This is a genomic window from Microbacterium sp. LBN7, assembly GCF_045690345.1.
Lineage (GTDB): Bacteria > Actinomycetota > Actinomycetes > Actinomycetales > Microbacteriaceae > Microbacterium.
The window spans coordinates 1,935,305-1,948,686 of the sequence record NZ_CP147856.1; the positions used below are offsets into that span (position 1 = coordinate 1,935,305).

A 13,382-nucleotide genomic window follows, 5' to 3' on the forward strand; every position below is an offset into this window, starting at 1 on the left:
CCCTCGGGGCTCGTCGGCCGGGGGTGAATCGGCTCAGGCGGGCGGGTGTCCGTCCAGTTTACCGGCGTTAGGGATCCGTGAGGACCGCGGGTTTCTCCGAGCGTGCGAGAGTGGTCGCATGCGGCGGGTGTGGGTGCGGGAGCTGACGGGGTGGCTGGCAGCCCTCGGAGTCAGCGTGATCATCGCCGGTCAGGTCTCGGCATCCGCCCGCTCGGAGCTGCTCTTCCGTGACGGTGACTCGCTGATCGTCGCGATGTTCGCGCGGTCGGTGCTCGCCGGCGGGCCCCAGGACTGGGCGATGTCGAGCGTGCTGTTCCTGCCTGAGTCCGCGACTTTCGCCGGGCTCGATGCGCTGCTGCCCCTCGATGTCGGCGCACTCCTCGCAATGAGCGCCGTGGTCAACCTTCTCGCGCTCTACGGTGCCCTGCGCCTGGTGGCCGGCCGTCGACGCGAAGGGCGGGCACCGGTCGCCTGGTCGCTGATCGCCCTCGTCGTCTTCGGTCTCCTCGCCGCGACCGAGATCTCGGCCTCGCGCGACGCTCTCGAACTCGCGTCGCTGCAGCTGACGACGACGTACTACGCGGCGACGGTGGTCGGCGTGGTCCTGTCGATCGGACTCGTGCGTCGTGTGCTCGACCGCGACCGCGGCCACGCCGGACTCCTCTTCGCGCTCGGGGCCGTCGCCGTGGTGTCGACCCTGACGAATCCGCTCTACGCGGTGTGGGCGACCGTGCCGCTCACGATCTACCTGCTGTTCGCCCTGCGCCTGTCGACGCAGAAGAAGCGGATGCCGATCCTGCTGGCGGTGCTCGTCGGCGGGTCCGTCCTCGGACTGGTCGGTCGCATTCCGTTCGGGGCATGGATCGCCAACACGGGAGCGGGGTACGCTCAGCCCGCCCTCTGGCCCCAGTCCGCGCAGTACTACGGCGGCCTCCTGGCCGACCGTCTGTCGTCGCCGCTCGGCGTCATCGGGTGCCTGCTCACGCTCGCGCTGCTCGCCGGGGCGCTCGTCCGGATGACGCGCGCGGAGGACGCGGGTTCGCGCCTCGTCGCCACGATCGCGTGGCTCATGCCCGTGCTCGTGGTGGTCGGCGCCATCGCACTCGGCACGCACGCGGCGCGCTACCTGCAGCCGGTCGCCTTCGCACCGGTGCTCGCCCTGGTCGCGGCGCCGCTCACCCCGCGGATGCCGCGCAGGGCCAGTCGCGCGGCCTCCGCTGTCGCGACCGTGCTCGTGGTGGTCGGAGGTGCGCTGAGCGTGCCGCGGCTCGCTGCGGCAGCCGACGCCCCCGATGCAGATCTCGTGTGCGTCACCGACTGGGTGAGTGCGTCGGGCCGCACCGGCGCCGGCCAGTTCTGGACCGTGCGGCTGCCGAAGCTGCACCTCGACGATCCAGCGCGGCTCGTGCAGGTCGATCACCAGCTCAACGGATACGCGTGGCTGGTGAACCGCCACGACTTCGAGGTCGGCGAGGTGTCGTTCCTCGTCGAGGACTCCCAGACCGTGCAGTGGCAGCTGCCCCTGGCGGTCGTTCCCGCCGAGGTCGTCGACTGCGGCCGCTACCGCATCCTCGACTTCGATGACACGACTCTCCCGCTCGGTCCGCCGCACTCCTGAGGCGCCTCGACCCTGAGCCGTCGAGGGCCCCGGTGAACCTGGGTCCCTGAGCCTGTCGAAGGGCCCCGGTGAACCTGGGTCCCTGAGCCTGTCGAAGGGCCCGCCACGGGTACTTCGACAAGCTCAGCAACCCAGGATCGACAAGGCCGGCAACCCAGGAACGGCAAGCTCAGCAACCCAGGAACGACAGCTCAGCCACCCAGGAGACGAGTCAGCGCCTCGCCGGCGCGGCCGTGGTCGTCCCTGCCCGGAAGCGGCAGGTGAGGTGCTGGGTGATGCCGGGCTCGCCGCGCAGCATCCGGGCTACCTGCTCCCCCGCCGCGCGTCCCTTGTCGACAGCGGGCTGCACGCTCGTCGTGAGGGTGAGGTCCGCGAGGCCGTCGACGGCGATCCCGTCGAAACCGGCGACGGAGAGGTCCTCCGGAACTCGGAGCTCCAGCTCCTCCGCAGCGCGGATCACGCCGACGGCGAGCAGGTCGCTCTGAGCGATCACGGCGGTCGGCCGCGTGGAGGCATCGGCGAGCAGCATCCGGCCGACGAGCACGCCCTCGTCGATCAGGCTCCCTGACGCGGAGATCGCCGGAGCGTCGGGGAACACCTCGCGGAGACCCGAGAGGCGATCGACGGTGACGTCGACCGTCGCGGTCGCGACGCGTTCGGCGGTCACGGCGGTGCGCGCGCGGTCCGTGTCGAGCGGGAGCGTGACGAGGGCGACGTCGCGATGCCCGAGGTCGCGCACGTGGCGGGCGATGTCGGCGGACGCCGCGGCGTTGTCGAGCGTGATGCGCGGAATCCCCTCCCCCGCGTCTCCTTCGATCACCACGACCGGCAGGCCGCGGCCGCGGACCACCTCGAGCGATGCGCGGGTGCGGCCCGAGCATCCGATCAGCACGAACGCGTCGACCGGGGCGTTCGCGAGGGCCGATCCGTCTTCGCCGGGCTCGTCGCGCAGGAGGAGGATGCCGGCGCTGAGCTCGGCGAGTCCGTCGGTGAGGCCGTCCATCATCGCGGTCGTCACCGGGTCGAGGAAGGCTGCTCGCAGGTGCCCCTCGAGCACGACCGCCACGATGCCGCTGCGTCCGCGTCGCAGCGATGCCGCCCGCGGGTCCGGCCCGGCATAGCCGAGTTCAGCTGCTGCGGCGAGCACGCGCTCGCGGGTCGCGCTCGCGACCTTGGCCTTGCCGCTGAACACGACGGAGGCCGTCGAGGTCGCCACCCCGGCCTGGCGCGCGACATCGGCGATGGTCGCTCGCCGCGGAGTCTCCTGAGTGCTCATACTCCGAGGATAACCCGGTTCGGTCGCCAGGAGTCGAATCGATTCGATAGGCTGTCCGGCATGGACACCGCCCTCACCCGTTCGCAGTTCGTGCGCTGGCGCGCAGCGATCTTCGCCATCTTCTTCGCCAGCGGACTCTCGATCGCCACGTGGGCGTCCCGCGTGCCCGGCATCAAGCAGGCTCTCGAGCTCGACAACGCCCAGGTCGGCATGATCCTGCTCGGCATGGGTCTCGCGTCGATCATCGGCATCTCGACCAGTCCCGCCGTCATGGCTCGCACCGGCGCGCGGCGCGGGATGCTCCTCGCCATGCTCATGTTCGCCGTCGGCATCGCCCTCGTGGGCCTGGGCGCGAACGTCTTCGGCTCGGTCCCGATCGTGCTGCTCGGGATGGTCCTCTTCGGCTTCGGCAACGGCTGCGTCGACGTCATGATGAACGTCGAGGCGACGGCCATCGAGCAGCAGATGGGCAAGACCATCCTGCCCGTCTTCCATGCCCTCTTCAGCTTCGGCACCGTGATCGGCGCCGGCATCGGCGCCCTCGCCGCCGGCCTCTCGATCGATGTCGCGACGCATGCGGGCGTCATCGGCGCGCTGATCGTCGTCATCGCCGTGGTGTGCTTCTTCCAGGTGCCCGATCGCGAGGCCGCACTCGATCCGGAAGGCCACGAGAAGCCCCCGTTCCGGGAGCGCATGCACACGGCCCTCGAGGCATGGCGCGAGCCGCGCACCTACCTGCTGGGCGTCGTGATGCTCGGCATGTCGTTCGCCGAGGGCGGCGCCAACGACTGGATCGCGCTCGGCACCGAGCAGGGCCACGGCTTCGCCGAGGGCACCGGGGCCGTCTCGCTCGCGGTGTTCTCGGTGGGCATGACTGTGGTGCGCCTCTTCGGCGGACCGCTCGTCGACCGTTTCGGCCGCGTGCTGGTGCTGCGCATCCTCGCGGTGGCCGCGGCCTCCGGCATCCTGCTCTTCATCCTCGCGCCGAGCTTCCCGCTCGTGCTCGTGGGTGCCGCGCTCTGGGGCATCGGCGCCTCGCTCGGGTTCCCGCTGGGCATGTCGGCGGCAGCCGACGATCCTGCCAAGGCGGCGGCCCGGGTGAGTGCGGCGGCGACGATCGGCTACGTCGCGTTCCTCGGCGGTCCTCCGGTGCTGGGCGTCATCAGCGAGCACATCGGACTGCTCAACACGCTCTTCATCCTCGTCGGGCTGGTCGTGGCCTCCGGACTGTTCTCGGGAGCCGCCCGTCCCCTGCGCGACGAGGAGAAGACCGCCGTCCCGGCACGGGAGAGCTGAGCCTCACGCGTCGCGGCGACGGACGAGCGCCGCCGCGTGGGAGCGACTGCGCGCACCGAGCTTGGCCAGCACGTTCGACACGTGCGTCTTCACCGTGGGCACCGAGATGTGCAGGCGCTCGGCGAGCTGGGCGTTCGACCACCCCTGCAGGATGCCCTCGAGGATCTCCTGCTCGCGCGCCGTCAGCTCCGGCCGGTCGCCCGGCTCCGTTCTCGGCGCGGTCGGTGTCGCGGCGCTCTGCGCGACGGCGGCGAGCGCCCTGCGGGTCACACGAGGATCCAGGGCGCCCTCCCCGGCGGCCACCGCACGCACCGCCGCGGCGAGCGCCGGAGCGTCGACCGTCTTCAGCAGGAAGCCCACTGCACCGGCGCTGATCGCACCGAGCACGAGATCGTCCTCATCGAAGCTCGTCAGCACCAGCACGTCACCGAGGCCCCGCTCGACGATCTCCCGAGTGGCGGAGATCCCGTCCCGGCCCGGCATCCGCAGGTCCATCAGCACCACATCCGGTCGCAACGCCGCCGCGTTCCGCACCGCGACGTCTCCGTCCGCCGCCTCTCCGACGACGGAGATGCCGTGCGCCTCCAGCATGATGCGCAGACCCGTCCGGATCGCACCGTGGTCGTCGGCCAGAAGCACCGTGGGCGCGTTCACGGGCGCACCTCGACCGGGATGCGGGCGGCGACCGACCATCCGTCGGACTCGGGTCCGGCGGCGAAGACGCCGCCCAGCGCTTCCACCCGCTCGCGGAGCATCTGCAGTCCCCATCCCTGGCCGCCGTGCGTGGCCGCGGCGTGGGCGACTCCGCCGCGCGACCGCACACGCACTCGCACATCGGTGTCCACGACCTCGATCGCGACGTCCACGTCCGCTCCGCTCGCATGTCGGATGCCGTTGGCCAGGGCCTCTCTCACGACCCGCACGACGGCCTGCTCGGCGGCGCCTCCCACGCCCTCGACGTCCGTCGCAGAGAAGCGGATGCCGAGACCCGCGCGCCGCGCCTCGTCGACGATGCCCTCGAGGTCGGTCCATCCGGGAGTGGAGGAGAGCGCGCCGTCGCCCCGGCGGAGCACCGAGATCATCGAGCGCAGCGCGCCATGGGCGTCGAGACCCGCGTCGCGCACGGCCTGCAGCGCATCGCGGTCGGTGACCGGATCCGGAGCGGTCGCCAGCGCGGCCTCGGCGCGGATGGCCATCGCCATCACATGACCGGCGACGACGTCGTGCAGCTCCCTCGCCATGGTCTCGCGTTCGCGCTGCACGGCCTCCGCCTGCTCCCGTTCGGCGACGGCCGCCGCATCATCGGCGCGCTGCCGGTGGAGCTCCGCGAGCTCGTTCGCCTGCGAGACCGCGACCGCCCACCAGTAGTCGGTGCCGACGAAGGCGCCGAACTGCACCGCCACCAGGAAGGCCACCGGGACGGAGGCGTCCGACAGTACCAGCGCGCCGAAGAACATCGTGACCACCGCGACCGCACTGGCGATGAGCAGTCGGGTACGCATGCGGGGTGAGGCGACGAAGGCCGCGGTCCACAGCACGTCGAGCAGGATGATCACGGGCCCGAGCCCGCCGATCGTCAGCAGGTCGACCGTGAACAGCACGGCCGCCGCGACCAGCGAGAGCATCGGGAAGCGCCGCTTCAGGAGGACGGCGATGCAGCCCGGAAGGGCCGTCGCCAGCGTCCACCACGGCGAGACGTCGGCGTCGAGGAGCGAGAAGATGCTCCAGACGCCGCTGAAGCCGAGCGCGGCGCTCAGCACGCAGAACAGTCCGATGAGGACCGCATCGATCAGGGGGCGGCGCGCTCGGGACCAGGTGCGGATCCGCTCCGCCGTCGCCTCCTGCATGGTCTTCATGCAACCACGCCGGCGCGGACCGCGCATCCGACGAAGGGATGAGGCCGGACGGGCGGAACGGGACTTTCGCCCGATCCGTCGTGCGCGCCTGTCGTCGAGCGTGGAGGCATGGAACTGTTCGGCGGACTCCCGCTTCCCCTCTCCCTGGCCCTCCTGGCACTGATCGACGGCCTCAGCGTCGGGACCCTGCTCATCCCGGTGTTCCTCCTGCTCAACCCGGGCCGTGTCCGGGCGGGACGCATCCTCCTCTACCTGGCGACGATCGCGGCGTTCTACCTCGTGGTCGGACTCCTCTTCCTGTGGGGCCTCGTGAATCTGGTCGATGTGGCCGCGGACTTCCTCGCGTCGCCCGCGGGGCTGATCACGCGCCTGGTCGTGGGGGCCGCGCTGCTCATCACCGCGTTCGTGATGCCCACCGGCACGAAGGTCGAGACACGATCGGCATCGGCCGTCGTATCAGCCCCGGCGTCGGGGAGCGTCGCTCCGCGGATCTCCCCGTGGACCGGCATGCCCGTCCGCGACGCGGAGGCCGAGGATCGGCCGGCGCCGCAGCCGGGTCGGATCACCCGCTGGCGCGAGCGCCTGCTCGACCCTCGCACCCGCGGCACCGCGGTGATGGCGGTCGCGGTCGCCGCCGGTCTTGTCGAGGTCGCGACGATGCTCCCCTACATCGTCGCGATGACCATGCTGGCGGATGCCGGCGTCGGCACGCCGCTTCGGGTGCTGTCGCTCGTCGGCTACTGCGCACTGATGGTCCTCCCGGCCGTCGTGCTGCTCATCCTCCGACTTGTCGCCGCTCCGCTGGTGCAGCGGCCGCTCGAACGGTTCGCCGCCTGGATGGAGCGCACCGGCGCAGAGAACACCGCGTGGATCATCGGCATCATCGGCTTCCTCATCGCGCGCTCCGCAGCCACCGAGCTCGGGATCTTCGACGCCCTGTCCCGGCTCGGCGGCTGAACCTCCCGCGCGCCGCACCGACGCACGTCGGCCGGGTCGGATGCCGTTAGGCTCGACGGGTGCGTCTCGTCATCGCCCGCTGCTCGGTCGACTACACCGGTCGGCTCAATGCCCATCTCCCTCTCGCCACGCGTCTGCTCGTGCACAAGGGAGACGGGAGTCTGCTCGTGCACTCCGACGGCGGCAGCTACAAGCCGCTGAACTGGATGAGCCCGCCGTGCTCGCTCTCCAGCGAGGAGCCCGGCGAGGAGGAGGCGAGTGCCGGCGTCGTCGAGGTCTGGCGCGTCACGCACAAGAAGACCGGCGACGCCCTCCGCGTGCAGATCTACGAGATCATCCACGACACGTCGCACGAGCTGGGCGTCGACCCCGGCCTGCAGAAGGACGGCGTCGAGGCCGACCTGCAGCGGCTGCTGGCCGAACAGGTCGACCGCATCTCGGAGGGCGCGACCCTCGTGCGCCGTGAGTACCCGACGGCGATCGGCCCGGTCGATCTGCTGGTGCGGGATGCCGACGGCGCCGCCATCGCGGTCGAGATCAAGCGCCGCGGCGACATCGACGGCGTCGAGCAGCTCACCCGCTACCTCGAGCTCCTCGGTCGCGACCCGCACCTCTCTCCCGTGCAGGGCGTCTTCGCCGCGCAGGAGATCAAGCCCCAGGCTCGCGTGCTCGCCGAGGACCGCGGCATCCGGTGCCTCGTGCTGGACTACGACGACATGAAGGGCATCGAGTCCGGAATCCCCCGCCTGTTCTGAGGTTCGAAGGCCGATCAGCTCCATCAGCACTTCCGGCTCCTGTCCATGTCTCTTCGCAGTTGCTTCGGACTATAGAGGGCCTCTCGAGGGCGCTGCGCAGACCGTGGAGAACACCCCCTGCTGCACGCCTGTGCAGGAGGAGCTGACGTCCGCCCACGGCCCGTAGGCTGGAGGCATGCCCTCCTCTTCTCCCTTTTCGTGCGTGCTCTGGGACGTCGACGGCACCATCGTCGACGCCTCCGTCGGCATCCTGCGACGCCTGAACGTCGCCCTCACCCACTTCGGCCGACCGGCGCCGACCCGCGAGGAGCTGATCCACTGGATCGGTCCGCCGATGTTCCAGTCTTTCCAGGACCAGGCCGGCATGACTCCCGCCGAGTCCGCGGAAGCCGTCACGTTCTACCGCACGCTCGGCAAGGCCGACGGCTACACGACCGATGCCGCGACGTACCCCGGCATCACCGAGCTGATCCACGATCTGCACGCCGCGGGAGTGCCGCAGGCCACGGCGAGCTCGAAGCCGGAGATCCAGGTCGACGCCCTCATCGACCACTTCGGCCTGCGCCCGTCATTCCTCACGACCGTGGGTGCCACGCCCGACGAGTCGACCCTCGCCTCCAAGACCGACATCGTCGCCGAGGCCCTGCGCCGTCTGAAGGAGCTCGGCGCCGACACGTCGAAGCCCGTGCTCGTCGGCGACCGGCACCACGACGTCGAGGGCGGCAATGCCAACGGCGTCCCGGTGATCTTCGTCGAGTGGGGTTTCAGCGATCAGCACGAGGGAGACGAGGCGGCATTCCGCGCCGCCTCGGTCGACGAACTGCGCGCTCTGCTCCTGACCTGAAGGCTGCCGAGGCCCTCGAATCGGGCCCGAAAAGCACAGAACTCCCCGCCGGATGTCGCACGAGGCGAATCCGGACGGGGAGTTCTGTGATTCGCCCGCTCTTAGAGCGGACGGATGTTCTCTGCCTGCAGGCCCTTGGGGCCCTGCGCGACATCGAACTCGACTCGCTGGTTCTCATCGAGAGACCGGTAGCCGGATGATTCGATGGCGGAGTAGTGCGCGAAAACGTCAGCGCCGCCGTCGTCGGGGGAGATGAAGCCGAAGCCCTTCTCCGAGTTGAACCACTTGACCGTGCCCTGAGTGCTCATGTACTGCCTGTTCGTTCTACTGATGAAGAAGCCGACGCAGGTATGCCCCGACATCGCTAACGGTAGTGGAGGCGGCCCCGAGGGGAAGAGCGCGGACAAGAAGGTAACCCAAATGTTGCAAGAGCGGCATCCGGCCGTCACACGGCCGGATGGCTGACCGGCGGCATCGGGCACCTCGAACGTGCCCGGAAAATGGTGTGGCCCTCACCGCGGGGGGAGCGATGAGGGCCGAAGACGACCGGAGGGTGCGTCAGAAACAGCCTAGCCCTTTTTCCATGCTCTTGTCCCCCTTTTGGGGGACAAAATCGAAAATCGGTGGGAGGATGGTCGATAGCGGCCCCCTCGAATAGTCCATTGGGGACTGAACTACTCGAGAGGGCCCAATCGCGCGCACGGATCGTCTTGCCTCTGGGGAAGGCAGCCCGTCCTCTGGGGAGAGACGGAGACGATCGATCCCCTTGTGCACGCACCTTCACCATAGGGGAGGATGCGCGATCGGCGCCATGGACCCGTCGGGCGAGCACGATCCGCGAACGTCGAGACGCTCATCCTCCGCATTCAGGCCGCTCCGCTCCGCTTCGGGCGCCTCCACCGCACCCGGCCCTGCGTGATGGCGATGCCGAGCACGACGACACATCCGGGCGCTTCGCACGAGGCCAGCACCGGCGGATTTCGCCCGTCGCTTCCGCCCTTGCGGACGTTCTCCCGCTCCATCGCGGGTAGCCTGAGGCGGTGACGATGCTGAACAAGGACATGACGCTGTGCATCTCGCTGTCGGCGCGGCCGAGCAACAACGGCACGCGGTTCCACAACTTCCTCTACGAGGCGCTCGAGCTCAACTGGATCTACAAGGCGTTCGCCCCGACCGACCTCGGCCAGGCCATCGCCGGCGTGCGCGGTCTCGGCATCCGCGGCTGCGCGATCTCGATGCCCTATAAAGAGGACGTCATCGCGCTCGTCGATCGGATGGATCCGTCGGCGACCGCGATCGACTCGGTCAACACGATCGTGAACGACGACGGCGTGCTCACCGCGTACAACACCGACTACTCCGCCATCGCGCAGCTGATCGAGCGCAACGGTCTCGACGCCGGGTCGTCGGTGCTGCTGCGGGGCTCGGGCGGCATGGCGAAGGCGACGGCTGCGGCCTTCCGCGACGCAGGATTCACCGACGTGACGATCGTCGCCCGCAACGAGGCGAACGGCGGCGCCCTGGCCCGGCTCTACGGATTCGACTGGCTCCCGGATGCCGGTGCCGCCACGGCCGATGTGCTCGTGAACGTCACCCCCATCGGCATGGCGGGAGGAGCCGAGGAGCACGCACTCTCGTTCCCGGCCGAGACGATCGCCGCGGCATCCGTCGTCTTCGACGTCGTCGCACTCCCGGCCGAGACCCCCTTCGTGGCTGCGGGGCGCGCGGCGGGCAAGACCGTCATCACCGGCGCCGAGGTGGCGACGCTGCAGGCGTTGGAGCAGTTCGTGCTCTACACCGGCATCCGTCCTTCTTCCGACCAGGTGCGCGCGGCCGAGGAGTTCATGCGTGACGCACGGTGAACGAGCCGTCGGATAAGCGGTAGTTCGTGATCGGGAGCACGATACCTGGGTAGCCTAGGCGCATGAGCGCGCCTCGCATCGCCCCACGGTCCATCGCCCGGCGGACGACCGCCGCCCTCGCCGCCACGGCGATCGCGGCACTCGTGCTGGCGGCGTGCACGGGCGGCGGCGACGAGGGCACGACGACCGACGGCAGCCAGGGCTTCCCCGATGACGGGTGCACGCACATCACCATCGCGACCTCGTCGGAGAAGGTGAACATGCTCGACGAGCTGGCCGCGGCGTTCAAGGACTCCCCGGAGCACGAAGGCCTCGAGACCTGTGCCACCGTGCGGCCGACCAACGTCTCCTCGGGCAACGCCGCCCGCTACCTCACGGCAGGAGACGACTGGCCGAGCGACGACCGCGCGCTCTGGCCCACGCTCTGGTCGCCGGCATCCACCGTCTGGACCGACCGCGTCGCCGCGGCCGCATCGCCGAGCCTCGTCGGCGAGCCCGCGTCGTTCACGCGCACGCCTGTCGTGTTCGGGATGCCGGAGCCGATGGCGAAGGCGCTCGGCTACCCCGAGAAGCCGATCAGCATCACCGACCTCGAGGGGCTCTGCCAGGACCCGAGCGGATGGGGCAGCGTCGGCAAGGACATCTGGGGCGCCTTCAAGATCTCGAAGACGAACCCGAACACCTCGACCACGGGTCTCTCCACGATCCTGATGCAGTCCTACGAGGCATCCGGCAAGGCGGACGCGCTCACCTCCGAGGACGTGGATGCCGCGGCCGATTTCTCGCGCGTGTTCGAGGAGTGCGTGATCCACTACGGCGACACGACCGGCAACGTGCTGTCGACGCTCTATGACGAGACGCAGAACGGCGCCAACGGCTCGGCCTACGTCTCGGCGGTCGCGCTCGAGGAGACCTCGCTGCTGAACTACAACCAGGGCAACCCCGACTCGCACACCGTGCAGCCGGGCGAGACCCTGACCCCGCCCAAGACCAAGCTCGTGGCGGTGTATCCCGCCGGCGGCTCGATGTGGTCGGACAACCCGGTCACGGTCCTCGGGGCCGACTGGGTCACGGCCGAACAGCGCGCGGCCGGCGAGGCGTTCGCGGAGTTCCTGCAGTCCACGCCCGCGCAGAAGGTCCTGCCGGAGTACGGCTTCCGCCCGCTCGACGAATCGGTTCCCCTCGGCGACCTGTTCACGGCGAAGTTCGGCGTCGACCCCGCACAGCCGGCCGTCACGCTCCCCAAGCCCGAGGTCGACGTGATCTCCACTGCCATCGACCAGTGGACGCAGGTGCGCAAGCCCTCGTCCGTGCTCGAGCTCATCGACATCTCCGGCTCGATGGACGACCCGATCGGCGACGGCCGCTCCCGGCTCGACGGCGCGATCGAGGGCGCGCAGACGACGCTCGGTCACTTCCGCTCCTCCGATGAGGTCGGCGTCTGGGCGTTCACGACCGGCATCTCGTCCGACGAGGGCGACGGCATCCAGGTGCTGCGCGACGTCACGGCCCTCGGAGCCGACGGTGAGAAGCTCGACTCCTCGCTCGACGACCTGCGCTACGCGCAGCGCAACGGCACGCCCCTCTACGACGCGGTGCTCACGGCGTACGAGGCCATGAGCGAGCGCGCCGAACCGGGACGCATCAACGCGATCGTCGTGCTGTCCGACGGCGAGGACACGGATTCCACCACCTCTCTCGACTCGCTGATCGCGAAGATCGGCAAGAGCTCGAAGGAGGGCGGCGACGACGCCCCGGTGCGCATCTTCACGATCGCCTACGGCGAGGGAGCCGACCCCACGGCGCTGCAGCGCATCGCGGACGCCACCGGCGGCCAGATGTTCGACGCCTCGGATGCCGAGCGCATCGATCTCGTCTTCGCCTCCGTGATCAACAACTTCTGAGGTGGGAATGTTCATCGCCGCGGCATCCGATCCCAGCGGGGTCGACGACGCCATCGCCGCACTCCAGTCGGGGAACATCTACGTCGCGCCGAAGGTGCCGGATGCGTCGGGGGTGACGGATGCTCTGACGGGCGTCGTGCCCGACGACGGGTCGATCGCGGTCGTGGTGCTGCCGGAGGGCGCGGACATCAGCAGCGTCTACGCCCTCGAGATCCTCGACAGGCTCACCGAGCGTTCGCCCCAGCAGACGATCGTGCTCGCCGTGGGCGACGACGTGCAGGCGGATTCAGCCGTGATCGGCAGCGAAGAGGCCCTGCGCATCGCCAACGAGAGCGAGAGCGCGGCGGGCGGCGACACGCAGGCCGCACTCGTCGAGACCGTGCAGCAGATCGTCGAGGAGAGCCCGTCGTCGCCCGGCGGCAGCGCCGGGGGCGGGGCGGACTTCCTGCTGCCGGTCGTGATCGGCGGCGTGGTGATCGTCGCGGGCATCGGCACCGCGATCGGCCTGATCGCCCGGCGCCGCAGGAAGCCCGCGGCGAGCGCGGACCCGGTGCCGGCCGGCATCCGTCTGCGGGTGAACCGCCTGCGCGAGCTGCGCGCCGACTACGCGGCGCTTCCGGGCAATCCGGTCGCGGCGGAGACGGCAGCCGGCATCGACGCGCTCGCCTCGCATGTCGAGCAGCTCTTCGTGCGCCTCGATGCGAAGGCCGGCGAGGACCAGGGTGTGCTGGCCGAGGCGGAGTACTCCGACAAGCTCGCCCGGCTCGTGGCGGCGCTCGACCGCGACTATCTGCTCGATCTGCTGACGCGCCCTGATCTGTGGGACGCGCCGGACGAGCGCGTCGGCGAGGTCCGCGAGGCACTCGCCGCCGTGTCGACGCAGATCGTCGACAACATCAAGCAGGTGAACGCCCGCAAGGGACTGCTGTTCCAGGTGTCGCTGGATTCGCTGATCGGGCGCTCCGAGCTGCGCGACTGGGAGCGGCAGTTCAAGAAGAGCGCGGGAGAGTGACC

The 13,382-nt window shown here is 70.0% G+C and carries 12 protein-coding genes; 8 read left to right on the forward strand and 4 right to left on the reverse strand.

Translation table 11 applies throughout. The annotated features are described in order from the left end of the window. Positions 1-118 precede the first annotated feature (118 nt). Positions 119-1,618, forward strand: coding sequence for a hypothetical protein (locus LBN7_RS09260; RefSeq protein WP_407361626.1), 1,500 nt, complete (start codon positions 119-121; stop codon positions 1,616-1,618). 211 nt (positions 1,619-1,829) lie between these two features. Here the strand turns inward: LBN7_RS09260 and LBN7_RS09265 are convergent, their stop codons facing one another. After that, positions 1,830-2,894 carry a LacI family DNA-binding transcriptional regulator gene (locus LBN7_RS09265; protein WP_407361627.1) on the reverse strand — a complete coding sequence of 355 codons (1,065 nt, stop codon included), beginning with the start codon at positions 2,892-2,894 and terminating at the stop codon, positions 1,830-1,832. 60 nt (positions 2,895-2,954) lie between these two features. On the opposite strand from LBN7_RS09265, the gene LBN7_RS09270 reads away from it, so the two are divergent. Then, on the forward strand, positions 2,955-4,190 hold the full coding sequence (locus LBN7_RS09270) for an MFS transporter (protein ID WP_116633274.1): 1,236 nt from the start codon (positions 2,955-2,957) through the stop codon (positions 4,188-4,190). 3 nt (positions 4,191-4,193) lie between these two features. On the opposite strand, the gene LBN7_RS09275 is transcribed toward LBN7_RS09270, so the two are convergent. After that, positions 4,194-4,844, reverse strand: a complete 651-nt coding sequence (locus LBN7_RS09275) for a response regulator transcription factor (protein ID WP_243408731.1) — start codon at positions 4,842-4,844, stop codon at positions 4,194-4,196. Beyond that, positions 4,841-6,046, reverse strand: a complete 1,206-nt coding sequence (locus tag LBN7_RS09280) for a sensor histidine kinase (protein WP_407361628.1) — start codon at positions 6,044-6,046, stop codon at positions 4,841-4,843. Before LBN7_RS09280 ends, LBN7_RS09275 begins: the two co-directional genes overlap by 4 nt. A 108-nt stretch (positions 6,047-6,154) precedes the next feature. Between LBN7_RS09280 and LBN7_RS09285 the strand changes: the two genes are divergently transcribed. From LBN7_RS09285 to LBN7_RS09295, 3 genes are all read left to right on the forward strand, one after another. Then, positions 6,155-7,003, forward strand: coding sequence for a GAP family protein (locus LBN7_RS09285; RefSeq protein WP_407361629.1), 849 nt, complete (start codon positions 6,155-6,157; stop codon positions 7,001-7,003). A 59-nt stretch (positions 7,004-7,062) separates the two neighbouring features. Beyond that, a complete protein-coding gene (gene nucS / locus LBN7_RS09290) occupies positions 7,063-7,758 on the forward strand; it encodes an endonuclease NucS (protein WP_341946894.1) in 696 nt (231 codons plus the stop codon). A 175-nt stretch (positions 7,759-7,933) separates the two neighbouring features. Beyond that, complete coding sequence (locus LBN7_RS09295; RefSeq protein WP_407361630.1) at positions 7,934-8,602, forward strand: HAD hydrolase-like protein; 669 nt, start codon at positions 7,934-7,936, stop codon at positions 8,600-8,602. A gap of 101 nt (positions 8,603-8,703) precedes the next feature. Here the strand turns inward: LBN7_RS09295 and LBN7_RS09300 are convergent, their stop codons facing one another. Beyond that, the gene (locus LBN7_RS09300; RefSeq protein WP_046014597.1) at positions 8,704-8,910 is read right to left on the reverse strand and encodes a cold-shock protein; all 207 of its coding nucleotides are present in this window, start codon (positions 8,908-8,910) and stop codon (positions 8,704-8,706) included. A 732-nt stretch (positions 8,911-9,642) separates the two neighbouring features. Between LBN7_RS09300 and LBN7_RS09305 the strand changes: the two genes are divergently transcribed. The 3 genes from LBN7_RS09305 (at position 9,643) to LBN7_RS09315 (ending at position 13,380) form a co-directional block, all read left to right on the forward strand. After that, on the forward strand, positions 9,643-10,464 hold the full coding sequence (locus tag LBN7_RS09305; RefSeq protein WP_407361631.1) for a shikimate 5-dehydrogenase: 822 nt from the start codon (positions 9,643-9,645) through the stop codon (positions 10,462-10,464). Between the two features lie 62 nt (positions 10,465-10,526). Continuing rightward, entirely contained in the window at positions 10,527-12,368 is a 1,842-nt protein-coding gene (locus tag LBN7_RS09310; RefSeq protein WP_341946897.1) for a substrate-binding and VWA domain-containing protein, read from the forward strand. 1 nt (position 12,369) lies between these two features. Further along, positions 12,370-13,380 carry a hypothetical protein gene (locus LBN7_RS09315; RefSeq protein WP_407361632.1) on the forward strand — a complete coding sequence of 337 codons (1,011 nt, stop codon included), beginning with the start codon at positions 12,370-12,372 and terminating at the stop codon, positions 13,378-13,380. The last annotated feature ends 2 nt before the right edge of the window (positions 13,381-13,382 follow it).